Annotated in this window: 24 protein-coding genes; 11 read left to right on the top strand and 13 right to left on the bottom strand. The window is 42.1% G+C overall.

Features of this window, described 5'->3' with window-relative positions; all coding sequences use genetic code 11:
- Positions 1-107 precede the first annotated feature (107 nt).
- On the bottom strand, positions 108-752 hold the full coding sequence (locus tag OCK74_RS23355) for a hypothetical protein (protein ID WP_279299518.1): 645 nt from the start codon (positions 750-752) through the stop codon (positions 108-110).
- A 128-nt stretch (positions 753-880) separates the two neighbouring features.
- Here OCK74_RS23355 and OCK74_RS23350 point away from each other — a divergent pair, with 128 nt between their 5' ends.
- Positions 881-1,162, top strand: coding sequence for a hypothetical protein (locus tag OCK74_RS23350; protein ID WP_279299517.1), 282 nt, complete (start codon positions 881-883; stop codon positions 1,160-1,162).
- A gap of 48 nt (positions 1,163-1,210) precedes the next feature.
- Here OCK74_RS23350 and OCK74_RS23345 read toward each other — a convergent pair whose 3' ends face one another.
- Positions 1,211-1,951 (bottom strand): phosphatase PAP2 family protein, encoded by a 741-nt coding sequence (locus OCK74_RS23345; RefSeq protein WP_279299516.1) that lies wholly within the window; start codon positions 1,949-1,951, stop codon positions 1,211-1,213.
- Between the two features lie 168 nt (positions 1,952-2,119).
- Between OCK74_RS23345 and OCK74_RS23340 the strand changes: the two genes are divergently transcribed.
- Positions 2,120-2,356 carry a KTSC domain-containing protein gene (locus OCK74_RS23340; RefSeq protein ID WP_279299515.1) on the top strand — a complete coding sequence of 79 codons (237 nt, stop codon included), beginning with the start codon at positions 2,120-2,122 and terminating at the stop codon, positions 2,354-2,356.
- Positions 2,357-2,641: 285 nt separating this feature from the next.
- Positions 2,642-3,001 (top strand): response regulator, encoded by a 360-nt coding sequence (locus OCK74_RS23335; RefSeq protein ID WP_279299514.1) that lies wholly within the window; start codon positions 2,642-2,644, stop codon positions 2,999-3,001.
- A gap of 90 nt (positions 3,002-3,091) precedes the next feature.
- On the opposite strand, the gene OCK74_RS23330 is transcribed toward OCK74_RS23335, so the two are convergent.
- Positions 3,092-3,958 carry an SDR family NAD(P)-dependent oxidoreductase gene (locus tag OCK74_RS23330; RefSeq protein ID WP_279299513.1) on the bottom strand — a complete coding sequence of 289 codons (867 nt, stop codon included), beginning with the start codon at positions 3,956-3,958 and terminating at the stop codon, positions 3,092-3,094.
- A gap of 59 nt (positions 3,959-4,017) precedes the next feature.
- Entirely contained in the window at positions 4,018-4,302 is a 285-nt protein-coding gene (locus tag OCK74_RS23325; protein ID WP_279299512.1) for a DUF3817 domain-containing protein, read from the bottom strand.
- A 616-nt stretch (positions 4,303-4,918) separates the two neighbouring features.
- On the opposite strand from OCK74_RS23325, the gene OCK74_RS23320 reads away from it, so the two are divergent.
- The 6 genes from OCK74_RS23320 to OCK74_RS23295 all read left to right on the top strand — a co-directional run bounded on the left by OCK74_RS23320 (position 4,919) and on the right by OCK74_RS23295 (position 10,931).
- Positions 4,919-5,692, top strand: a complete 774-nt coding sequence (locus OCK74_RS23320) for a LiaF transmembrane domain-containing protein (RefSeq protein ID WP_279299511.1) — start codon at positions 4,919-4,921, stop codon at positions 5,690-5,692.
- 85 nt (positions 5,693-5,777) lie between these two features.
- The gene (locus OCK74_RS23315) at positions 5,778-6,143 is read left to right on the top strand and encodes a DUF4288 domain-containing protein (protein WP_279299510.1); all 366 of its coding nucleotides are present in this window, start codon (positions 5,778-5,780) and stop codon (positions 6,141-6,143) included.
- A gap of 58 nt (positions 6,144-6,201) precedes the next feature.
- Entirely contained in the window at positions 6,202-7,272 is a 1,071-nt protein-coding gene (locus OCK74_RS23310; protein ID WP_279299509.1) for a sensor histidine kinase, read from the top strand.
- 18 nt (positions 7,273-7,290) lie between these two features.
- The gene (locus OCK74_RS23305; RefSeq protein ID WP_279299508.1) at positions 7,291-8,031 is read left to right on the top strand and encodes a LytR/AlgR family response regulator transcription factor; all 741 of its coding nucleotides are present in this window, start codon (positions 7,291-7,293) and stop codon (positions 8,029-8,031) included.
- A gap of 68 nt (positions 8,032-8,099) precedes the next feature.
- Complete coding sequence (locus tag OCK74_RS23300) at positions 8,100-8,540, top strand: VOC family protein (RefSeq protein WP_279299507.1); 441 nt, start codon at positions 8,100-8,102, stop codon at positions 8,538-8,540.
- Between the two features lie 144 nt (positions 8,541-8,684).
- On the top strand, positions 8,685-10,931 hold the full coding sequence (locus OCK74_RS23295; protein WP_279299506.1) for a helix-turn-helix domain-containing protein: 2,247 nt from the start codon (positions 8,685-8,687) through the stop codon (positions 10,929-10,931).
- Positions 10,932-10,946: 15 nt separating this feature from the next.
- On the opposite strand, the gene OCK74_RS23290 is transcribed toward OCK74_RS23295, so the two are convergent.
- From OCK74_RS23290 to OCK74_RS23255, 8 genes are all read right to left on the bottom strand, one after another.
- Entirely contained in the window at positions 10,947-11,753 is an 807-nt protein-coding gene (locus OCK74_RS23290; RefSeq protein WP_279299505.1) for an NUMOD4 domain-containing protein, read from the bottom strand.
- 222 nt (positions 11,754-11,975) lie between these two features.
- Entirely contained in the window at positions 11,976-12,509 is a 534-nt protein-coding gene (locus tag OCK74_RS23285; RefSeq protein ID WP_279299504.1) for a rod shape-determining protein MreD, read from the bottom strand.
- A gap of 148 nt (positions 12,510-12,657) precedes the next feature.
- Positions 12,658-13,530: a rod shape-determining protein MreC gene (mreC, locus tag OCK74_RS23280; protein WP_279299503.1), complete on the bottom strand. Its 873-nt coding sequence runs from the start codon at positions 13,528-13,530 to the stop codon at positions 12,658-12,660.
- A 90-nt stretch (positions 13,531-13,620) separates the two neighbouring features.
- Complete coding sequence (locus OCK74_RS23275; protein ID WP_279299502.1) at positions 13,621-14,646, bottom strand: rod shape-determining protein; 1,026 nt, start codon at positions 14,644-14,646, stop codon at positions 13,621-13,623.
- A gap of 190 nt (positions 14,647-14,836) precedes the next feature.
- Positions 14,837-16,384 (bottom strand): bifunctional phosphoribosylaminoimidazolecarboxamide formyltransferase/IMP cyclohydrolase, encoded by a 1,548-nt coding sequence (gene purH, locus OCK74_RS23270; protein ID WP_279299501.1) that lies wholly within the window; start codon positions 16,382-16,384, stop codon positions 14,837-14,839.
- A 45-nt stretch (positions 16,385-16,429) separates the two neighbouring features.
- Positions 16,430-18,514, bottom strand: a complete 2,085-nt coding sequence (locus OCK74_RS23265; RefSeq protein ID WP_279299500.1) for a ComEC/Rec2 family competence protein — start codon at positions 18,512-18,514, stop codon at positions 16,430-16,432.
- 95 nt (positions 18,515-18,609) lie between these two features.
- Positions 18,610-19,098 (bottom strand): hypothetical protein, encoded by a 489-nt coding sequence (locus tag OCK74_RS23260; RefSeq protein WP_279299499.1) that lies wholly within the window; start codon positions 19,096-19,098, stop codon positions 18,610-18,612.
- A 79-nt stretch (positions 19,099-19,177) separates the two neighbouring features.
- Positions 19,178-20,353, bottom strand: a complete 1,176-nt coding sequence (locus tag OCK74_RS23255; RefSeq protein WP_279299498.1) for an MFS transporter — start codon at positions 20,351-20,353, stop codon at positions 19,178-19,180.
- Positions 20,354-20,490: 137 nt separating this feature from the next.
- On the opposite strand from OCK74_RS23255, the gene OCK74_RS23250 reads away from it, so the two are divergent.
- Positions 20,491-21,852, top strand: a complete 1,362-nt coding sequence (locus OCK74_RS23250) for a DNA recombination protein RmuC (RefSeq protein ID WP_279299497.1) — start codon at positions 20,491-20,493, stop codon at positions 21,850-21,852.
- Here the strand turns inward: OCK74_RS23250 and OCK74_RS23245 are convergent.
- Positions 21,830-22,210 (bottom strand): RidA family protein, encoded by a 381-nt coding sequence (locus OCK74_RS23245; protein WP_279299496.1) that lies wholly within the window; start codon positions 22,208-22,210, stop codon positions 21,830-21,832. The two genes, OCK74_RS23250 and OCK74_RS23245, sit on opposite strands and share 23 nt — an antisense overlap.
- A gap of 134 nt (positions 22,211-22,344) precedes the next feature.
- Here OCK74_RS23245 and OCK74_RS23240 point away from each other — a divergent pair, with 134 nt between their 5' ends.
- Positions 22,345-23,004, top strand: coding sequence for a 3-hydroxyacyl-CoA dehydrogenase family protein (locus OCK74_RS23240; RefSeq protein ID WP_279299495.1), 660 nt, complete (start codon positions 22,345-22,347; stop codon positions 23,002-23,004).
- Positions 23,005-23,106 lie beyond the last annotated feature (102 nt).

Here is a 23,106-nt window from a genome sequence, read left to right as displayed (position 1 = left end):
ACGCCGCCTAAAGGATATCCTAATCGTTAAATAACGAACAAAACCCGGCTAAACCGGGTTTTGTTCGTTATTTGGATCACCTGTATTAGCTAACAGGATAAATTGGATCAACTTTTTGCATTATAAGGAAACTTCTTGGATGCATTACGCATTAGAGCATTTACTAAGTTTTCAGGGTTGCTACCTACAGAGCCCGAAGCTTCATAATCGTATTTCCATAATAGGTTTCCTTTTTTGCCTTCATGTATATCGATTGTTGTATAAGCTTTATTGGTATTACCCCAATAACCAACTAACAATCCTAAGGCTACTGCCACACCTTCGTTCATTGGTTTATCAGTGTGTAGTGAGGCAGAAATAACAGCATCAACTCCCAATATTTTAGCCAATTCGCCCTTCGACTTTTTCATAATGTCTTTATAAGAAAGCTTAGCATTCTGCAGCAATGCATTGGTTTCGCTTACATCCTGGAAATTAACCGTGAAATGGTATTTACTGCTGCGGCGCAGAAACCATCCATACATTTTTTCCTGCATCGCATAACCGGTAGCCTCTTCATTTTTTTCAATCTGCTCCGGAGTCAATTTCTTGGCTTCGTTGGGACGTAGTTGGATCATTACTGTAGCCGGAATAATAGCAATTGTTTTGTGGTCCTTGGTCACGTCCTGGAAATCTGTCGTCTTATAAATGGATGGACCACAACTGGAGAGCAGCAACGCAAATAGTGTTGCGATAGAAAATAAGTTTTTCATAAACAGTTAAATCAGTTTAGAACAAAAATAGTTTCTTATACTGAGGGAAACAATATTGATCAGCTTATTATTTTGGCTGGTTATAGTGGCAAAAAACTTGCAGTACTTAACAATTACAAATAGGACTTATGAAAAAGATATTCATTGTTTTGGTAGGCGCAGCATTGTTTACAGCTTGTGGCAGCCATTCAGACCAGGGTGGTGTTGTGGATGATGGTATAGGCACAAATGACTCAGATGGCGCTTTAGTGGACTCAACCGGTGAAGGATGGAATCCTGCTACAGATACAACAATGATGGAAGACCGCGAGGATCTTCAGAAAAGAGAAAAAATAGATACCTCCAAACCTAAATACGATACAGCTAAATCCGATACCGGACAGCCAGCCCAAAAACCTGTATCTTATTAATGTGCGTGGATGCTCTCCGCCTGAGGCGGACTGGGGGTGAGTTGGGGGTTACTGTTCTATACCGATTGGCTTGGTTGGATTCTCTACTATTGGGCTTACTTTGCGCTTGCTGAACTTTTCAAACTGGTCAACAACCCAGATAGAAACTACCAGCCATAAGAAACCCATACAAAAGCCGGCAATAACATCAGTAGTATAATGCACCCTCAGGTAAATCCGGCTAAAGCCGATCAGCAGGATCAATAAAATCAAGGCAAATGTGAGTGCCAGGCGAAGCTTTTTATTTTTTACAGACTGCCAGATAATATAAATCAATAAGCCATAAAAAGTTACGCTCATTAATGCATGCCCGCTGGGAAAACTCATTCCTTTTGCTTCTTCTAATAATGGGGTTAGTGGCCGCTCTCGTCCGAACAGGTGTTTCAATAAAAACATCAAAGCAAGGCTGCTCAGTGCTATGGCGGGTACTTTAATAGAATACCATTTATGTTTTTTAACCACCAGGAAATAAAAAATGAGGAACAGGTTCGCTGGGATCAGGAATTCATGTCGTCCAAGAAAAGTAATGCCTAGCATTATAGAATTATTCGTGCCATTTACGTGCTTGCTTAAATAGTTAAATACTTCGTAATCCAGCTTAGTATCGTGCAGGTGAAAAACCCGCCTGACCATAAACACAAAGCCTGTGAAAGCTCCTAGAAATAAAGCTCCAACTACTATTATTTCAATTGACAATAACGCCACGCTGGCCCAAACCTTACCGATTTTTTCTCTAACCTTTCTGATCATACTCTTAATCTACAAACTTTATGCAAGAAGTTTTTCTCGACCCACTATTGGTTGTAGTTATAGTTCTCTGCTTCATCTACAGAACCCTGCTGAATACTCATTTAACTCTTAAGATCGCAAACTCAAGGTTGGTACAATTTTTTTATTATTAGTCTTGAATTAAAACTCATGGGGAAGCCTGTATTTACTACAAAATCTGCAACAATACACCGGGTGGAATACATTGAAAAAGACAAGATCATGGAAATAGAATTCCGCACGGGCAATATTTACCGTTACTACGATGTGCCATTACGGCTTTGGAAGGTCTTTTTGTTGTACATAGAATGTGAAGGTTCTGCTGGATCATTTTTCAATGAATACATAAAAAATCAGTTTACTTCAGGAAAAGTAAAAGAAGCTTGATTCAGTAAAAGGTATGCTTGAATTTAGCTTGGACACCGCAATGCATTGGTGACCCTTATCCCTTTGCCCCACAGGGCAACAAATGAAGAAAAAACACGATCTAAGTAAGTGTTTTCTACAAAATAATTATAAACAATCAGTTATAAACCCAATAAACAGAGGCGAATTGTTCTCTGAAAACTATTTTTTTCTATTTTTATTACAAACACTTCCATTTTCTTTTCAAGAAGGTTGTGAGGAAGTCATGCAATCAGTGTTTTAGAGTTAATCATTTAAAAAGATTACATGCATAAGATTTTGGTAATTGATGACGATCCGGATATGATTACTGTCATTAAATTGACATTAAAGAAAAATGGCTACGAGGTGGCAAGTGCTGCGTACGAAGCACAAGCTTATGAACAGGTAAATGCATTTAAACCCGACCTCATTCTTTTAGATGTTTTGCTTTCAGGTTCCGATGGCAGGAACATCTGCAAGTTTTTGAAAAGTCGTGATGTGAGCAAGCATATACCTGTAATTGTTTTTTCTGGCCATCCCAGTGCTCAAAAAAATATTAGGGATTACGGAGCCGATGATTTCTTGGCTAAGCCCTTTCAGGAGTCTGATCTCCTGGGCAAGGTTAAAAACTATCTCCCGGTCTAGTATTTGTTTAAAATAACAATGCCTGCAAACTGATTGTACTTAATGTATCGAACAGATTTGCAGGCATTGTTATTTTTTATAGTTCTACATTCATCTGCCCCTGATCATATCCGTCGCTCCATCCATATCATGCTTCAGGTCTAAGTTGTCTTCAGGTTCCTTTTTCACATCCTTATCCGCCATTTTGCCAACTGCCCCCTTCGCAATCGTAATGCCACCATCCACAGAAAACAGTGCTCCTGTCACATAAGAAGCTTCATCCGACGCTAGGAACAGGTAGGCATTGGCTATCTCTTCCGGTGTTCCCCTACGGCCCAAAGGCGTGCCTTCAATAATCATTTTTTCATGCTTCTTTTTCATAGGCCCGTGTTCCTTATGAGTCCACGCTGTATCAATAGCTCCGGGACAAACACAATTGGCCCTGATGCCATGCTGGGCTTGCTCAACAGCAACACCTCGCGTAAAAGCATGTATCCACCCCTTGGATCCGCCATAAGGGGCATTTTCTGCAAGACCAAGGAAACCTGCTTCAGAACCGGCAGAAACAATACAGCCCTTGGTCTTCTTCAATTCAGGTATGGCATATTTCGTCATGAGAAACGCTGTTCTGATATTATTGCGCATGACGTAATCAAAGGCGTCAGTTGGATAGTTATGGATTTGCTCCATAACAGGAAAAACGCCGGCATTGTTGATCAGGATATCAAGCTTATAGAAAGTTTGTATGGCAAATTGCACACAGGCCATGGCATTTTCCTCAACGGAAACATCACCAACAAATGGGGCTGCAAAATCTCCCTTGTTGGTAATACTGCTCACTACATCCATGACAGGATCTTCAGGAAAGCCATTGACAATAACTTTGGCGCCTTCCTTGGCAAATAGACGGCTAATGGCTTCACCTATACCTGTGGCTCCCCCTGTAACAATGGCTACTTTTCCGTTCAAACGTTTCATAAATAACTTTTTAATTGATTCAGTTATTTTGAACAGAAATAGTTATGCCAACTAAATCCTTAATTGATGCGCTTGTCAAACCACAGTGTGCCGAAAGGTAAAAAAGCTGCAACTCCGCCGGTTACGAGCTTGCCGAAACTCCAGCTTTGAAGCCGCATGGCCAATATCAAATGTAGAGAATACAAAATGAAAAGAATGCCATGAACCCATCCTACATATTTTACCATAATGGGTTGGCCACCGAAGTACTTCAATGGCATGGCAATGAATAATAAAAGCACCCAGGAGAAAGCTTCACAATAGCCGAGCATGCGCAGGCGGCTAATGGTATCGTTTGTTTTCATCGCCCGTAAAATTAAGCCCAGCCGGTCCTTCAACCCCCGCACACTACAATTTTAACATCATCAGTAATAATTTCTTTACCACTCCTGCCGCCTAAGCACATGTCCTTCCACCACGAAAAATTCCATTTCATCCCCAAACCTCAAACCTCCCAATCCCGAAATCCCAAATCCCCTCTGCCATCTCTCATCCATCATCTCTCATCTACCATATTTTCTCCCCCCAATCGTCATTCCAATTGTCCCTTATAGTAATGTTATAGGAAACTTACAGTAAAGTTATAGTAAACATATAGTAGAGTTATAGTAAACATTAGCCGTACATGCTAACTACCTCCTCCTCGACCACTCCTATACTACTCCGGATCAACCCCGTACCTACCATATACCTACCCCCTACGATCCCCTTATCCAACCCACCCACCCATACCTTCAGGATAGATCAAGTATAGCTGAAGCACACCTGAAGCATACTTACAGCATACCTGAAGCATGAAACAGATTTTGCCCCCTCTTTTTTACCGAAAATATCCCGACGTTTACCGGTAAAACAGCTACGAGTTACCTGTTGTCCCTTGCCTTTGACGTTTTCCCACAGTTACTTTGACAAAAAAACAAAATGGAACAATATCCAAAAAGAGGCCGTGGACATATTTGGGCTGGTCTTTTTCTCTTGATCATTGGCAGCGTACTCTTGGCAAGGGCAATGGGTGTTTTCTTTCCGGGTTGGCTCTTAACCTGGCCGGTCATTCTGATTGCTGTAGGCTTATTCATAGGTCTGAAACATAGTTTCCGGGGACCTGCTTGGTTTATTTTGATTCTGGTAGGTAGCGCTTTCCTTGCCGACGAAGCTCTGCCTGGCATTTCATTAAGGAATTATATACTGCCATTTATAATTATTGCTTTGGGTATTTTATTTATCCTGCGACCAAGACGCCACCGTCATCGTTTTGGCGAACACTGGAGAGAACGTTTTGAGAATCATCGGGCAATGATGGAAGACCAACCTGTTAAAAGTGAGCCATCGGGTTCATATGACTTCTCTGCAAGAGGAAACGATTTTATTGATATCACCACGGCTTTTGGTGGCGTAAAGAAAATTGTCTTTTCTAAAAACCTGAAAGGCGGTGATATTACGACCTTTATGGGTGGTGCTGAAATTGATCTGAGGCAAGCAGATTTTACCGATAAAATAACCATTGATGCCACCAACATTTTCGGCGGCACTAAGCTGATTATTCCTGCTTCTTGGGATATTCAAAGTGAAATTGTAGCCATTTTTGGTGGCGTAGATGATAAAAGGCAGTTAGGTGGGCAGGCTTTAGATCCAAACAAAGTCATCCGCCTGGAAGGAACATGCCTGTTTGGTGGTATCGAAATCCGTAGCTTCTAAAAAGTTCTTAAGATTCCATATTCACCATTGACCATTCACCATTCACGTTTGACGTTTCACGTCTTCACTTTCAAAACAGTATTTTATGAACTGGTTCCTTGCAAAAATCACATATCAGATTATTTGTGGCGATGGCGACCATACACCGCAATTTGATGAACAGTTGCGACTGATTGGTGCCTCCAACGAAAAAGAAGCCTTTGCAAAAGCCAAAAAAATAGGTCTTAGCGAAGAGGACAACTTTTACAATCAGAAACAACAGCTGGTACAATGGGTTTTCATTAATGTATCAGAATTAAATCAGCTGGATTTAGTAGATGGCGCTGAACTATATTCTCGGATTACAGAACAGGATCATGCAGGTAGGTATATAGACTTGATTCACCTGAAAGCCGAAGAAATTCAAAGCAGGTATTACAGTGCAAACAACTATCAGCAGGCTATCGCTTAATCACACTCCCAACATAAACTGTATCTCGTAAATTGTAAATCACAAATCATAAATTATCTTGGCTGCTTCACCTTTAAAAGTATCCCGTTTTCTATGGCTGTTTGCAGCTGGTTGGCTATTGTGGATATGTCTGCATACGCTTGTAGTGAACAAATATGGCTATCCATTCTCTGTAGCTTTATGGGATAGTATCATTTCAAATGGCCTGTTGATAGGTGCCTGTATTTTGGTCAGCTGCATTTTGGGATTCTATTTGCCAACCATGCAACGGTCTTTGTTTGTTTTCATGTTGTGTGTTGGGCTTACTATAGTATGGATGCTCATTAGTTATTTTTTGACCATCGCAGTGATCAATGATTACAATAATTTCCCGTCCTTTTTTATCTTGTCAATTCCGGTGCGTCTGGTCATAGGCTTTTTGATAATTGGTTGCATGGCTTTGCTCAGTGCACTTTGGTACACACTTCAGGATCAGCGGGAAGCTGAGAAACGCAAAGCCGAGGCTGAACACCTGGCAAAAGAAGCTGAATTGTTCAAGTTGCGTCAGCAACTGCAGCCTCACTTCTTATTCAACAGTTTAAACTCAATCAATGCACTAATAGGAGTGCGTCCGCAACAGGCCCGCACCATGATTCAGCAATTGTCCGACTTTTTGCGGGGTACCTTAAAAAAGGAAGAAAGGCAATGGACTAGTTTAGAAGACGAACTACAACATCTGCAACTATACCTTGACATCGAAAAAGTGCGCTTCGGTCACCGCCTTTCTACAATGGTTGAAAACGAGGCGGGGAGTAACTGCCAGCTACCCCCTTTACTCCTGCAGCCCATTGTGGAAAATGCTATTAAGTTTGGATTGTATGATACCACTGGAGAACTGACTATCAGCATACATGCAAGAGAAGAAGGAAATATGTTGATTATTGCTGTACAAAATCCTTTCGATCCTTCCACAACTTCACCCAAACATGGAACAGGGTTCGGGTTGCACTCTGTTCAGCGAAGATTGTTTCTGTTATTTGCCAGGACCGATTTACTAAAAACAGAAGCCATAGACAATTTATTTACAATCACCATTAAAATTCCACAGCCTGGTAATATACAACTTGAGCAACCAAAAAATATAAACTAAAAGCCATAAACTTCTTACATGAAAGCATTGATCATAGATGACGAACCTCTGGCCCGGATGATTGTTCTGGAATATTTACAAGACTACCCACAGATCCAGATGATTCAGGAATGTAATGATGGTTTTGAAGGTGCTAAAGCGATACATCTGCACCAGCCCGACCTTATATTCCTGGATATACAGATGCCCAAGATCAATGGCTTTGAAATGTTGGAACTGATTGAAAATCCTCCTCCAGTTATTTTCACTACAGCTTTTGACGAGTATGCGCTGAAAGCTTTTGAAACCCACGCTGTTGATTACCTGTTAAAGCCTTTTAGTAAGGATCGCTTCGATAAAGCAATGGAAAAATTCCTGAATCAAAGCACAAGAACAATCCAGCAACAAAACACACAGGCGCTATTACAATCGGTCGTTGAAAAGAATGCTTCTATCAATCGCATCGTAGTAAAAACAGCGGGAAAGATCAAGATCATTCCATTACCTGAAATCTTCTATCTGGAAGCTGCAGATGACTATGTAAAGATTCATACAAAGGAGGGAACTTTTCTGAAAAATAAGACCATGGGCTCATTCGAAAAAGCATTGGATCAGCAGCTGTTTGTGCGCACACATCGTTCTTATATCGTAAACATTCAGGAAATTACCCGCCTCGATCCTTATGAAAAGGAGAACTACGTGGCAATATTAAAATCAGGAACAAAGATACCTGTCAGCAAAAACGGTTATACCAAACTCAAATCCATTCTGGGTATTTAAAAATACAATGGATTGGGTTGGTTCGTAAATTAGCAAGATCTATCAACCAATAACCAATCAATTTCAAAATGGCAAGTGTAAACATTTATTTGAATTTCAACGGAAACTGCGAAGAAGCGTTTAATTTTTACAAATCAGTATTTGGTGGCGAATTCCCATATATAGGAAGATTCAAAGACATGCCCGCTCAGGAAGGTATGCCGCCGCTACCTAAGGAAATGGAAGACAAGATCATGCATGTTTCCTTACCGGTCAGCAAAGAAACAGTGCTCATGGGGAGTGATACCGGCGGCGAATGGGCTCCTTCCTTTGTACAAGGTAATAACTTCTCTATCTCAATCGGTGCAGATAGCAAAGAAGAAGCCGACCGCTTATTCAATGGTCTGTCAAATGGAGGGAAAGTTACGATGCCTTTAAACGATACTTTCTGGGGCGACTATTTTGGAATGTTTACTGACAAATTCGGAATCAACTGGATGGTGAGTTTCAATAAAAACGCTCAGAAATAGTATTATTGAACTGCCTTTAATACGGCTTTGTAAAGTTTGGGCTCATGATTTTCAAATGCTCAATCTTTACAAAGCTTTTTTGTTTAAGATCTCACTATCAACCATACGCCTCATAAATTCGTCTCTATTATTTGCCTTTTCATCATGACCCAGTTCGATAACTCAAATACTATTTTCCAAACAGCTGTTTCCTTTATCAACCAAACCAGTAAACACCTCTTCCTTACCGGTAAGGCAGGAACCGGCAAAACCACCTTTTTGAAATACATAAAGGAAACTAGCTATAAAAAGATGGCCATCGTAGCACCGACCGGTGTGGCGGCTATCAATGCTGGTGGCGTTACCATACATTCCTTTTTTCAATTGCCGCCCGGCACTTATTTGCCTACGCAAAAAAGCTTGGCCAATGCTTACGATGGCAAGGTGAACAATCAACACACCCTTTTCCGTAATATGCGCATGAGCGCCAGCCGTCGCGAAATATTGCGCGAACTGGAACTGCTGGTCATCGACGAGGTCTCTATGGTTCGCGCCGACCTCCTGGACGCTATGGATGCTGTCCTGCGTCATTTTCGCCGTCAGCCCCTTTTACCCTTTGGTGGTGTGCAGGTGTTGTACATCGGCGACCTCTTCCAGCTGCCACCAGTGGCTAGAAATGATGAATGGGCTATGCTGAAAGAGTTTTATGAAAGCCCCTTCTTCTTTGATTCTTTAGCCATAAAAGCAGCTCCACCGGTCTATATAGAATTGCAAAAGATCTATCGCCAAAGCGATAACTCCTTTATCCATATCCTGAACAACATCCGTAATAATCAATGTTCACCCCAGGATCTGGAGCAGCTGCACCTGCATTTCCAGCCCCAGTTTACACCGGCTAAGGAGGATAACTTTATTACCCTTACCACTCATAATGATAAAGCTGATGCGATTAACCGGGCAGAGTTGCAGAAATTACCAGGACGAGTGCACGAATTCAAAGCAGAAGTGTCTGGGGAGTTTTCCGACCGCTCTTTTCCTGCAGATGAAACACTGTCTCTGAAGGTTGGGGCTCAAATCATGTTCTTGAAGAATGATGTGGGAGAGCACCGTAAATTTTATAATGGAAAGATCGGAATTATAAAATCCATCAATGATGATAAGGTGATTGTTTCCTTTCCTAATGAGACCGATACGCTGGAATTGAAAAAGGAGCTGTGGCAAAATATCCGTTATCACTATGCACAGGAGAGCGATAAAATTGAAGAAGAAGAGCTGGGCACTTTTAGGCAATACCCCATCCGGCTGGCCTGGGCCATTACCATCCATAAAAGCCAGGGGCTGACCTTTGACAAAGCCATTATAGACGCTGGAGCCTCCTTCGCTGCCGGCCAGGTATATGTAGCTTTAAGCCGCTTGACAGGTCTGGAAGGCATGGTATTGAAATCGAAAATTTACCCGCGCTGCATTCATACCGACGAGAGGGTATTTCGCTTTCTGGAAGCCAACGAGCCCGATGAGGCAGGGTTACAGCAAATGCTGAAGGCAGAACAGGAACAGTTCATTCGCGATTCGCTGGTTCAAAGTTTTAGCTGGGCCAAGGTTTGGGAAGCATTTAAGTTACACGCGGAAAGCTACGAACGGCGCCAGGTTCCTGATGGTGATGCCGCCTTGGCTTGGGCAAACGGATTACTGAACATTGTTCAGGATTTACAGGAAGTAGCCTTGAGGTTTCAAAAGCAGTTGATACGGCTTTTTGAAGAAGGTGTTGCTGATGGTTACGAGCAATTACACAATCGCACAGCCACTGCTTGTAGCTGGTTCATCAAAGAAACCGACGAAAAGTTGCTCTCATCCATTGATAATCATATGGAAGCAACAAAACAAAAGGGTAGAGTAAAGAAATACATGAAAGAGCTACAGGCTCTTCGGTTAGTAGTAGAACGCAAAAAGCTTCAATACCAGAACGTGCAGAACATTGCCGCAGCATTATATCAATCAAAAAGTGGTGCTGAAATACTTGAGGCAGTGGAAGCCCTGCACAAACCTCAGCCTATAAATGAGCCTGAGCAACAGCAGGAGCACCATGCTAAAAAGAAAGAAAAAGGGGAAACCCACCGGCTTAGCCTGCAGTTATATAAGGAGGGTAAAAGCATCGCTGAAATTGCTCAGGAGCGCAACTTGGCTCCTTCCACCATTGAAGGGCATTTGGCATCTTTTATTCCTACAGGAGAAATAAATGTCCTGGAACTTGTAGACCAATCCAAATTGGACAAGATATTAAAAGTACTGGAGGAGGAGTCTGAGCCCGTATTTGCCACCTCAGTAAAAAATAAATTAGGCAATGATTACTCCTTCAGCGAAGTAAGGGCTGCCATGAAATATTGGGAAAAAGAAAAAAAGGAGAGTAACTAACAGCTGTTCTCAGTCCTACGTGGCTGCCGGAACATCCGCCCAATTTTCTCCGCTCTGAATGCGTTTGATCTGTGTTTCAGTTACTTTGAATTGCTTAGCAAGTAATCTCAGCGGTTTACCTTCTTGTAAGCGTTTCTTTAAAATCATAACGCGCGTAACAGTGAGTTTGTAACCCTTAGAGTGTTCTGCCCGCCTGCCTGGCCTTTGTGCTTTGTCTGCTATTACAGCCGGGCTCTTTTGCTGATGTACAACACTTTCTGCCGGGGTTACCCACTTAAGATTAGTGTGACGGTTGTTTCTTTTATTGAAATCTTGGTGAATAACTACACTATGATCCTGGGATGCTCGGTGGCAAAAATGAGTAGCCACCATCCGGTGCACGAGAAAAGCCGTATTCTTTGTTCTTTTACGCTCACCCTCTGCCAGCTCTTTCTTGTACTTCTTTTTCAGAGCACAAAGAACCTTTTCCTCCAATACAATTGATCTTTTTAATTGCCCGGACCTACGCTCATTATCGCAGCTGTTCAATTCTTTGATAGTAGCTGATAACTTCTTATTGAGCGCGGCAATATCAGTTCTGTAGCGTTGAAGCTTTTCTTCGGTTGCTTTGTCTCGTTCAGAAAAAAGTTTTAGACGAATGATGGGGTAGCCGTCCTGTAAAGAACCTTTTAACAGGCGGCCAGAAGAAAGCTTTGACTGGCTTTTTACCCTCCCATAATTAGAAATATAGATTTTAAGTGAGTTAACATACTTAAAATCAAAAGTTACTTCTTTCCATTCTTCGTTCGGGAAGTTGGTTATTTCTGTTGTGTTATACGGCATTTGATCAATACTTAGGCGAATGTACTGATCAAAACAAATAAAAACAGGATTTGTTTAACTTTTTTATAAGAAATAATGGTCCTGTGTGTATAAAATGTTAGTTATTGCCGACGATCCCTATTTGCCGATCATTTTTCATATCAACCCTTTATCCTTCTTATTTCCCGTTCATCAAACATCCGTCTGGTTCCGACCCCCTATCATTTATCGTCTCCAGTCCCCTCACGCCGTATTCGTCCTATACTTCATCCTGCGGGGGAAAAGCAACTCCACGGTAAGAATAAGCAGCATACTAATGGCCGTAGTCGCTGTTACTTTAATAATGAATGAAAGAAAAGTTCCAAAGTCAAGCCATTCCAACAAGACAAGATAAATGTGGTGAATTGCTGTAAGTATAAGCGCATACACAGCATAAGGCCCCCAACCCATCGCCCTTGGTGAAGGTTCTCGGAATGTAAATTCTGTTACTTCTTTAGGCATCAGTAGGTTAATAATGAAGGGACGTGCATATGCAATTAAAACACAGGCCGCAGTATGTAGGCCTGGGGTCATTTTAAAGTAATCAAGTGTAAGGCCCGTAACAAAACCAATGGCCAACAAGGCCAGCCGGGGCATTGTAAAAGGAAGCCACAGAATGAATAAATAATACAGGTAGGGTACAATGAACCTGTGCAGACTTGGTATTTTATTCAGTACATAAACCTGTACCAAAATAAAAACCCCCAACCGAAATATATTTTTAACCAGATCGCTCACCTGAGTTTATATTTTTTAAAACGTTATAATCATCATTTTCTTCCACTTCGATTGAGCCTCAATTAGCAATACCTTCCCAACCTCTCATTGATCATCTGTCAATCCCCCTCCCTTCCAGATTCGTCATTCGAATCACTCGCCATTCAACTCATTTTTTCTGCTGATCCATCTTCTTCTTCGTGTCTTCATCCAATTTCACCTGCTCACTGCGCTGGAGATTTTCTACTACAAACACCTGTTGCAAAGCCGAAAAGTCAGTCGCTGTTTTAACCTTCAGCAGATAAAAACCGGAGGCTTTATCTGTGCTGATGCTGGCGATAGTTCCAATTAAAAATCCTGGAGGGTAATTGTAAGAATAAATACTGGTAAGAACTGAATCTCCTTTCTTGACCTCCACATCTCTGGAAATTCCTTTCAAAAATACAAAACGAGGGTCTTTGGCATCCCAATCAAGCTTGCCAAACACATTAGAGTTCTTCAACGATGCCTGTACCTGGCTCTGAATATGCAACAAGGTCATTACCTCGCTAAAGTTCGGACTGACATTCACCACTAGGCCCACAAGTGTGCCGTTTGAACTCAAAACAGCCATGTTATCTGCTACTCCCTGCTTAGAGCCACTGTTTAGTTGAATATAGTTTTTTTCAAAACCTGTAGTTCCATAAACCACTTTGGCCGGACGCCAAAAGTAGCGGCGTATACTTTTTGTAGAATCATTAATCTTTAACGAATCGGTTACCAGCTTAATTGAAGTATCTGTAGAGGAAAAGTTGCTCTTGAGCAGGTTGATAAGCGAATCATTCATCTGGTGCACCCTTCTGTTTTCCTCACGCAGGTGAAAATAGTCATCCACTTTGTCCACCTGTTTATTGAACTTGCCGGTTAGTTCTTGGGCAACTCCGGAAAATGCAGCCTTATGGTAACGGTTGAATTGAAAAAGCATATACAATGCTACAGCCTGCAACACAAGAAAACACAGCAGCACAAAGTAGCGTTGTATGAAAAGAAAAATGTTACGCATGGAAACTTTGGGAATTAGGAATTTAAAGTTTGGAGTAGGGAGTTTAGTGTTTAAATAAACTTCCTACTCCAAACTTCAAACTCACACTATCTATCTCATTACAAAAGGATAGCGTTCGTAGTTTTTAAGCGCCAGTCCTGTGCCACGTACAACACTCTTCAGCGGATCGTCAGCTACGTGAACTGGTAATTTGATCTTTTGACTTAAACGTCTGTCTAGGCCTTTTAATAAGGCGCCGCCACCGGTTAAATAGAGTCCACGACGGTAAATATCCGCAGCCAATTCCGGAGGTGTTTGCTCCAAAGCTTTCAAAATGGCCTCTTCAATTTTGAAGATGCTTTTATCCAATGCTTCGGCAATTTCCTGGTAGCTCACATAAATCTGTTTGGGAATACCTGTCACCAGGTCACGGCCGTTTACAGGGATGTCATCTGGTGGATTTTCCAGGTCTTTCATCGCTGCGCCAATTTGAATCTTGATTTGTTCGGCGGTACGTTCACCAATCAATAAGCTATGATAACGGCGAAGCGCTTCCATAATATCAGCTGTAAACTCATCACCCGCAATCCTGATCGACTGATCACAAACAATACCCGCCAGGGCAATCACTGTAATACCGGTAGTACCTCCACCAATATCAATGATCATATTACCTACAGGCTCTTCTACGTCAATGCCAATACCCAGCGCCGCTGCCATTGGCTCATGTATAAGGTAAACCTCTTTAGCGCCTGCTTGCTCGGCACTGTCGCGAACCGCTCTCTTTTCCACCTCCGTAATCGAAGAAGGAATACAGATCATCATGCGCCAGCTTGGCGGGAATAAAGGTTTTTTGGGGTAAACCAGCTTGATTAATTCGCGGATCATCAATTCAGCCGCGTTAAAATCAGCAATTACACCATCTTTCAAAGGCCGCACGGTGCGAATGCTTTCGTGCGTTTTTTCATGCATCATCAAGGCTCTTCTGCCTACTGCCAGAACCTCCTTAGGATTGTTGCGGTTGAGCGCAACAATAGACGGTTCGTTCACAACAACCTCGTCATTATGTATAATTAAGGTATTCGCTGTACCAAGATCTATCGCAATCTCCTGTGTAAACCAATTAAAAAGTCCCATGCTGCTCTATGGATTTAGAGAAAATTTTTGAAGGTTGTGCAAAGTTGCTGGAAATAATCGGAATGGACAAAGTAAAAACAATACCAATTTTTGCGATTAAGCCCTACAAGCTCTGCTTTAGCAAATGTTTATCGTTTTTAGTTTCAGCCATTCTCGAAAACCGCAAACTAAAAACGATAAACTTCAAATCTTAGTGTCTGAAATGCCTCATTCCTGTCATTACCAGGGCTAGATTGGCTTCCTTGCAGTATTCAATGCTGTCTTTATCTCTGATAGAGCCACCAGGCTGAATGAATGCTGTAATTCCAGCTTCATGGCCTAATTGCACACAGTCATTGAAAGGAAAGAAAGCATCCGATGCCATTACAGCGCCATTCAGATCAAAGTTGAACTGCTTTGCCTTTTCTACTGCATGACGCAGCGCATCAATACGGCTGGTCTGTCCGCAGCCCTTTCCAACCAATTGCTTGTTTTTTACCAAGGAAATAGCATTGGATTTCAAGTGTTTACATACCAGGTTGGCAAAAACTAGGTCATTTTTCTCAGCTTCCGTACTTGGACGGCCGCCAACTTCTTCCCACTTTTCGAAATTGCCAACGTCTTTTCCTTGTTGTAAGGTGCCATTCACAGCATTCTTATAAATATTAGGAGTAGTGTTCGTGTTCTTTAATTGCAACAGAATCCTGTTTTTCTTGGTTTTCAGCTTTTCAAAAGCATCTGCGCTGAAAGAAGGTGCGATCAATACTTCAAAGAAGATTTCATTGATGGCTTCAGCAGTAGCCAGGTCAACCTCTGCATTGCACACCAAAACACCTCCAAAAGCACTTTCCGGGTCCCCTGCTAATGCATCCTTCCAGGCCTCGGCTACAGTTGGCCTGCTGGCAATTCCACAAACATTAGTATGCTTAATGATTCCAAAAACTACCTCACCACTGTCTTGTGCGCCGGAGCTTCCCTTTAGGGGCTGGGGGAATTCCTTGATCAATTCAATCGCTGCATCAATATCCACTAGGTTATTATAGGAGATTTCTTTTCCATGCAGCTGATCAAAGCACTCATTAAGGTTACCAAAGAAAATTGCTTTTTGGTGAGGGTTCTCGCCGTATCGCAGCACCGTTTGCTGGCCGTTGCCAAAAACAGTCAAGGGCGCATCTGGGTTGAAGTAATTATTGATAGCAATATCATAATCAGCAACAATACTGAAAGCTTTGGCTGCAAAAGCACGGCGTTGTTCCAAAGTAACTTCCCCGTTTTGTTGTTGCAACAGCTCAACCAGTTTGCTGTAGTCATCTTTAGAAGCAAGTACCGTTACATCACTGAAATTTTTAGCCGCCGCACGGATCATTGAAGGTCCGCCAATATCGATCTTTTCAATAATAGCCTTCTCTTCATTGGTTTGTGCTACAGTCTCCTGGAAAGGATACAAGTCAACAATCACTAGATCCATTTCAGGGATATTATATTGCTTCATTTCCTGCAGATCTGTTTCATTGGCCCGACGACCGAGGATCCCGCCAAAAACAGCTGGGTGCAAGGTCTTTACCCTTCCTCCCAAAATAGAAGGATAAGTAGTCAGATTCTCTACCGGAACCACATCGATGCCCAGCTTTTCAATGAACTGCTGGGTGCCACCCGTTGAATAAATAGTCGCCCCTTGTTGTTTCAATTGTCGTACAACAGGCTCCAGTCCGTCCTTGTAAAAAACAGATATAAGCGCAGAATTGATTTTCTTATTCATAAATGAATTTGTGATTTAAAACCCCTCAAAGCGGGCAAAGGTAATCTACCGCAGGTTCATCACAAAGGCGCCTTTTTCAGCTACATCGTAACAGGGCAGGTGCAGGGAATCGCAATCTCTTTTCCAAAGCTTCGCTTTCCAGGCCGGCACCGAACCATCGATTACTATTTGCTTTACACTAAGCCCTTTACAAATGTCTTTTATATATATTTGTGGATTTCTCGACAACACAATAACATCCACTTCTGATTTCGGTTGGCCTTGTTGAATGAAAAAACTGTTGTCAATAATTGCGATCTTTTTACCATTGAAGTCAAAACCTTTTTGTGACTGTGGTATTTCTTTAACCGTTTTTACTCGGTTCAAAACCCGTGAAGGTTTTAAATGAAAGTTGTAAAGGAGCTCATCCTCCAACAAGACAGCGTCTCCTGCATAATAGAAGTTCCTTCCTTCAATAAAATCAATTGCTTGGTATCGCGGTGTATTATATACGATCACCTTCCGTTGATGACCCGCCTCTATAAAAGAAAGTGTCCGGAGCAGGAATAGCGCTACTAGACAAACCAATCCAAAAAGCAGTGCCCGGTTTCTTTGTTCTAGCAACCAATAGCCAACACAGGCAATAAACAGGAACAGCAGAATAGTTTGCAAAATGGAAATAGAGATCCCATTCCAAACAGTAAAGGAAACCCCATCATAACCTTCTATATAGTCATTCATAAACCGGATGCAGTAGGTTAATGCCGTACCAAGTACAGCAGCGACCGGCGAGACAAAAGCCAATGCGCACAAAGCCAGTTCGCCTATTAATATGGCACTGGACAAGGGTACAGCAACTAAGTTGGTTAAGATAAACAGAACAGGGAATTGGTGAAAGTGGAAAAGAGAAATGGGCGAGGTGAGAATCTGCGCAGAAAGCGTTACTGCAACCATTTTCCAAACCCATTCAACAAGTTTATTTGAAAAGTGGAACCAGTTATATATTGGTTGAAAGAAAATAACGATACTTAGCACCGCCGCATATGAAAGCTGGAAACCAACATCCCAAAGCCAGAAGGGGTTAACGCACAGCAGTAAAAAAGCCGAAAGCGCTAAGGTATTATAAATAGATGCCCGTCTGGCTATTACTTCCCCCAACGCAATACAGCTAAACATTACAGCCGAACGCAGAACTGAAGGTTGTGCTCCTGCAAGTAAAGTAAACAGCCACAACATGCTGACGATAACTAGAAAACGAATGAACTTCAGGACCTTAAAACGTTGAAGTGGTTTTGTTAGTCCAAGTAACAGTAAATAGATCAATCCAAGATGCAATCCTGAAATCGCAATCACATGCACCACTCCTGTATTGGAATAAGCCTGTACAAGGATCTTATCCAGGTCTTCTTTGTAACCAATCAAAAGCGCTTCAGCCAATCCTGCTTCTTTGGCTCCAACGATATACTTCTTGATAATGTCTATAAAGAATAAACGGCTTCGGATAAGGAACACCTGTAAAACATTTTCATTCCTGCTCTCTAGGATCGTGAAATCTTGCGCAGTCAAATACACCTGGTGCGTGATGCCTTGAAACAAACAATAGCGCCGGTAGTCAAATGTGCCCGGGTTACCACTATTTCTTACATCCTGTAATGGCTTATAAATGGCAACCATGGAACCATAGGAAAGCTTTTGTGCTACATCTTTTTTAAAATAAAGGAGCACCTTACCCTCCGCCTGTTGAAGCTGCCCACGCTTATTCTTTATATACTGTACAAGTCCGGTTGATTTATAAGTTGCCGGTTTTTCAACCAGCGGCTCCTCAAGCGAAACCACAAGTACTGTATTTCCATCTAACTGATGTCCATACCATAATGATTCATTCCTGATATCTTCATTCCTGGTAAGAAAGGCCCCAAGAACGCCCACCAGAAGACTAAAGCAAAGACCATTCAACGTTGCAAATCGGAATTTCTGAGTAAGAGGAAGAAAAGAATAAGACAATACTACAACAGTAAGAAACAACCCAGCATACAGTAGTGCTTCAAAGGATACCTGAAAATACCATTGAACAACAATTCCAATAACCAATGAAATGACCAGCCTCATAAATGGAGCCTGGGTCCACCAGTAAGTTTTGGTTGCAGCCATGCTAAAAGATAAAAAATTTTAGCAAGAAAGTTAATAATATAAAAAGGGCAATGAAACTGATTTCATTGCCCTTTGGTGTTCATCATACGTCAGCTTTAAAAAGTGTACCGGATTCCAAGTCCGCCCCAACTACCGCTAAATCCATGTCCATCAGCGAACTCAAAAGACGGTTGCCAGTCAAGCGAAACGTTGATAGGTGCGCCACGAAACTTGTAATCCAACCCAAGCACTCCATCAATACCAACTACTGCATCGTGGTCGTGGTAATAATATCTGTTCCCGTGATGATAATAACCATCATAGAATCCAACATGCATGCCAGGTCCTATATACCATTTCAGTCCTGGAGCACCAGTAATTGGTCCATGAACTTCGTACAAACCAGTAAGCCTGAAACCATGTCTGTAAAAGTAGCCTATCAACTCTCCGGCATTCTTATTAAAAAAATGCTTTAAAGAGATACCAGCTCCATCCCATACTTTAACGCCCAGTGCTGTCTTATAGCTAGTACTGTTTGTCGTTCGTTGCGCCTGTGCTGTGCCAACCGCTAAAATCAAAATTGCTAAAAAGAACTTTTTCCTCATAACGTACGTCCAAAATATTCTGCTGATTATATCCCATTTCCATGCCAAACTGGTTAAAAGCTGATGCGTTTATTCGGAACTAAGTGAAACCTTTAGGAGTTCGGGGTATTAAAATAAAATAACCCACTATACAAACTGTAATTACTGACGTGATAAGAAAAACTGCTGTACTGCCAAATAAGCTCCATAACAAGCCCGCTATAGAACTCGCCAGCAAACTGCAAATACTTTGACAGGAGGTGTAAAACCCAATAGCTGTAGCGGTGTTGGTGCCGTGCGATAAGTTAGTGATCCAGGCTTTGCCAATACCTTCTGTAGCTGCAGCATAAAGAGCATAAAGGAAAAAAGCAATAAACAAAAAAAATGATGAATGTCCTTGTCCAAACAAAAAGTAAACAACAGCGAACAACAGCAACCCCGATAGAAAGATTTTTTTCATACCCAATTTGTCGGCAAGGATACCTATTGGATAAGCTGCAATGGCATACACCAGGTTGTAAAATATATAAGCAAGAATGGTTGTGGTGTCGCTCCCTGTTACTTCTTTGGTCTTCAAGAGCAGGAAAACATCCGAACTGTTGAAAAGTGCAAACAGCAATAAGCCCACAACCAGTTTTTTATATTCAGGCCCTGCAATTTTCCAATATTTAAAAAAAGAGAAGAAATTACCCCTTTTCAATGAGGAGGCTGGCTTGGGAATCTCTTTCAGTAAAAAGATCAATGAAACAGAAATCAACCCTGGCAAAAAGGCCCAGTAGAATAGCGGCTTATATTGCAGGGGAAAGAAATGCAGAAAACTAAGTGCAATCACCGGTCCTATAAATGCACCTAATGTATCCATCCCCCTGTGAAAGCCAAACACCCTGGCCTTTGTTTCTGGTGTGGCATTGTCCGACAACATTGCATCGCGGGCAGCTGTGCGGAGACCTTTCCCTAATCGGTCGATGGTACGGGCTAAAAAGATCCAGATAGGAAAAGAGGACATCGCCATCATTGGTTTAGAAACAGCACTGAAAAAATAGCCGTTTTTGATAAAAGGAAGCCGTAACCCCCGCTCATCGCTCCGCTTACCAAAGTAGCCCTTACTCAATCCCGCCGTAAATTCGGCTATGCCTTCCAGTATACCAATTAGGAAAACAGAGAAGCCGATTTCCTTCAAATAAACCGGCACCACTGGGTACAGCATCTCGCTGGCAATATCAGCAAACATGCTCACCAGCGATAAGATGAGCACTGTCCGGTTGATGATCTTCATCTCATAAAGTTAACCGTATATCCAACTTACCCTACCTCCTGATAGCTCAATATCCTAATATCTTAATATTTCAATCTTTTGTTTTTTCTTTATGTTAGCAAACTACCAGTCTCCCAATCATTCTTAATGTTTTACGTATGTTGTTGATCGCGATCTGTGTTTTGAACGCCTTAACCATATTATTGGTCATTATTTTCCGTCCCCGGCCCAATAACAACCTTTTTGTTCTTTCGCACAAGCTGGACGACATGTTCGTCCGCCAGGATAAGTTGACTGCTAATCTTCGGGAAGATTTTAAGATCAACCGCGAGGAAGCCGCATCCTTGGCTAAAGAAAACCGTGCGGAATTAAATGAAACCCTCCGCTACTTTCAAGCTACTTTAACCGAAACCCTCCGTACCATCACCCAGCAAAACAGGCAAGCCCTGGAACAGGTGAATAAAACTCTTGAAACATCGTTCAAAGACTTCCGTGAAACCTTCGACCGGAATGTAGATGCCATGAACCAACTACAGAGGGAAAAGTTTGCACAACTGGAAATAAGACAAACTGAACTGGTCCGGAAAACCGAAGAAAAACTGGAAAAAATGCGGGAGACCGTAGATGAAAAGCTGCAAAAGACGCTCAACGAGAGGCTGGGTCATTCATTCACCATGGTGAACGACCAGTTGGAAAAGGTGCAAAAAGGCTTAGGCGAAATGCAAACCCTGGCTCAGGATGTCGGCGGACTGAAAAGAGTATTGGGGAATGTAAAGATGAGAGGCGGCTTTGGAGAGGTGCAACTCCAAATGCTCCTGGAAAATATTATGGCACCTGACCAGTATGAAGAAAACGTACGCACAAAATCTGGCAGCTCCGATACTGTGGAGTTCGCTATTAAGTTTCCTAATCCGGATGGTGACCGCAAGTTCGTATGGATTCCTATTGATGCTAAGTTCCCTAGGGATGCTTATGAGCACCTGCAAAATGCTTACGACAGCGGTGATGTAGCGGCCGTAGACTGGGCGCAGAAAAACCTGGAAGCCGCCATTAAAAAAATGGCCAAAGATATTTGCGATAAATACATCGACCCGCCCAACACAACTGGCTTCGGTATCATGTTCCTGCCTTTTGAAGGTATCTATGCAGAAGTGGTGCGCAAAGCTTCCCTGCTCGAAGATGTACAGCGCCAGTGCAATGTCCTCATTGCCGGACCAACCACGCTATGGGCTTACTTGCACAGTCTGCAAATGGGCTTCCGCACCCTCGCTATCCAAAAACGCAGCAGCGAGGTGTGGACAATATTGGGCGCCGTAAAAAAAGAATTCGAAAACTTTGGAGGACTCTTGCAAAAAGCCCAGCAAAATATCCAAACCGGCTTGAATCAGTTAGACGATGTTGCTGGCGTACGTACCAGGGCCATCCAGAGAAAATTAAAAGGGGTAGAAGCATTAGGAGAGAAAGAAGCAACCATCCTCCTGTCTGATACAGAAGACCTCACCCCACCGCAATCATACTGATCTCAACATTCACCGCTTTAGGCAATGCTGATACTTGGACCGTCTCACGTGCCGGAAAATTACCTTCAAAGTATTTACCATACACTTCGTTGATGTCACTGAACTTTCCCATATCTGTAATGAAAATAGTAGTCTTCACTACATTGCTGAAGGTCATACCTGCATCGTATAAAATAGCTTTTAGGTTGTGCATAACCTGGTGTGTTTCATCCTGTACATCTTTATTTTTCAAATTGCCGTTTGCTGGATCAATGCAGATCTGCCCGGAAATGTAAAGAGTATTGTTCACTAATATAGCCTGGTTGTACGGTCCAATAGGAGCTGGTGCCTGGGGAGTATTGATTATTTTCTTTTCCATGATTCAGCGAATTTCAGGAATTATGTTGAAAAGGTCAATGCACATTATACCCAACCTTACCCCAATATCTTCTGTTCCGCCCATTCGTCATTCTCAATACCTTTCCTATCTTTAATATACATTCACCATTCACCATGAAGATCATCGTCTCCTGCACTGATGCGCAGAAAGAAGAATTGACAATCAAAGGCGTATTACCGGAAGTTGAAGTGATCTATATAAAAAATAATAAGGAGCAAAACCTTCCTCCCGCTGATGCCTTCATGGACCTGCAATTTGAAAACGCCCCTGAACAAATCCGGCTTTTAGAGGAAATGTCTGAACGGTTAATAATAGTAAATAGTGTTACTTCAACACTGCCCGAGATTCGTTCTTCCTTTATCCGTATCAATGCCTGGCCCACCTTTTTGTCCTCCGATTTAATAGAAGCCGCCACCCTGGACAATGAAAAGAAAATACTGGCACAAGAGGTCTTTAAAGTATTTAATAAAAAAATAGAATGGGTGCCGGATGTTCCCGGGTTCATTACGCCGAGGATCATTAGCATGATCATCAATGAAGCGTTTTTCGCACTATCTGAATGTGTCAGCACCAAGGAGGAAATAGATACCGCCATGAAATTGGGCACCAACTATCCTTACGGCCCCTTCGAGTGGGCTCAGAAGATCGGGCTGAACCATATTATGATCCTGTTAAATCATTTAAGCAAGCATCAAAGCCGCTATACACCATGCAGCAAACTGCTTGAAGAATTCCAGGAGACTCATCTACCTGTGTCCAACCTCACCCCATGAATCCATAAACTTTTTTCAAATACCCTGTAACTTTTTATTTGATGGATCGTACAACATTAAAAGACAGAACTTTGCAAGGCGCATTTAACTTGTAAAAAAGTG

The sequence above is a fragment of the Paraflavisolibacter caeni genome (genome assembly GCF_025628885.1).
Lineage (GTDB): Bacteria > Bacteroidota > Bacteroidia > Chitinophagales > Chitinophagaceae > Flavisolibacter > Flavisolibacter caeni.
This window is presented reverse-complemented; position numbering and strand designations above follow the sequence as displayed.

Bases quoted from the DNA above. Each gene is read 5' to 3' on its own strand.
- OCK74_RS23260 (WP_279299499.1), bottom strand. From the start codon at position 19,098: ATGAGGAAAAAGTTCTTTTTAGCAATTTTGATTTTAGCGGTTGGCACA.
- OCK74_RS23305 (WP_279299508.1), top strand. From the start codon at position 7,291: ATGAAAGCATTGATCATAGATGACGAACCTCTGGCCCGGATGATTGTT.
- OCK74_RS23335 (WP_279299514.1), top strand. From the start codon at position 2,642: ATGCATAAGATTTTGGTAATTGATGACGATCCGGATATGATTACTGTC.
- OCK74_RS23255 (WP_279299498.1), bottom strand. From the start codon at position 20,353: ATGAAGATCATCAACCGGACAGTGCTCATCTTATCGCTGGTGAGCATG.
- OCK74_RS23330 (WP_279299513.1), bottom strand. From the start codon at position 3,958: ATGAAACGTTTGAACGGAAAAGTAGCCATTGTTACAGGGGGAGCCACA.
- OCK74_RS23325 (WP_279299512.1), bottom strand. From the start codon at position 4,302: ATGAAAACAAACGATACCATTAGCCGCCTGCGCATGCTCGGCTATTGT.
- OCK74_RS23290 (WP_279299505.1), bottom strand. From the start codon at position 11,753: ATGCCGTATAACACAACAGAAATAACCAACTTCCCGAACGAAGAATGG.
- OCK74_RS23265 (WP_279299500.1), bottom strand. From the start codon at position 18,514: ATGGCTGCAACCAAAACTTACTGGTGGACCCAGGCTCCATTTATGAGG.
- OCK74_RS23245 (WP_279299496.1), bottom strand. From the start codon at position 22,210: ATGGAAAAGAAAATAATCAATACTCCCCAGGCACCAGCTCCTATTGGA.
- OCK74_RS23355 (WP_279299518.1), bottom strand. From the start codon at position 752: ATGAAAAACTTATTTTCTATCGCAACACTATTTGCGTTGCTGCTCTCC.
- purH (WP_279299501.1), bottom strand. From the start codon at position 16,384: ATGAATAAGAAAATCAATTCTGCGCTTATATCTGTTTTTTACAAGGAC.
- OCK74_RS23345 (WP_279299516.1), bottom strand. From the start codon at position 1,951: ATGATCAGAAAGGTTAGAGAAAAAATCGGTAAGGTTTGGGCCAGCGTG.
- mreC (WP_279299503.1), bottom strand. From the start codon at position 13,530: ATGCGTAACATTTTTCTTTTCATACAACGCTACTTTGTGCTGCTGTGT.
- OCK74_RS23320 (WP_279299511.1), top strand. From the start codon at position 4,919: ATGGAACAATATCCAAAAAGAGGCCGTGGACATATTTGGGCTGGTCTT.
- OCK74_RS23340 (WP_279299515.1), top strand. From the start codon at position 2,120: ATGGGGAAGCCTGTATTTACTACAAAATCTGCAACAATACACCGGGTG.
- OCK74_RS23240 (WP_279299495.1), top strand. From the start codon at position 22,345: ATGAAGATCATCGTCTCCTGCACTGATGCGCAGAAAGAAGAATTGACA.
- OCK74_RS23315 (WP_279299510.1), top strand. From the start codon at position 5,778: ATGAACTGGTTCCTTGCAAAAATCACATATCAGATTATTTGTGGCGAT.
- OCK74_RS23250 (WP_279299497.1), top strand. From the start codon at position 20,491: ATGTTGTTGATCGCGATCTGTGTTTTGAACGCCTTAACCATATTATTG.
- OCK74_RS23300 (WP_279299507.1), top strand. From the start codon at position 8,100: ATGGCAAGTGTAAACATTTATTTGAATTTCAACGGAAACTGCGAAGAA.
- OCK74_RS23275 (WP_279299502.1), bottom strand. From the start codon at position 14,646: ATGGGACTTTTTAATTGGTTTACACAGGAGATTGCGATAGATCTTGGT.
- OCK74_RS23295 (WP_279299506.1), top strand. From the start codon at position 8,685: ATGACCCAGTTCGATAACTCAAATACTATTTTCCAAACAGCTGTTTCC.
- OCK74_RS23350 (WP_279299517.1), top strand. From the start codon at position 881: ATGAAAAAGATATTCATTGTTTTGGTAGGCGCAGCATTGTTTACAGCT.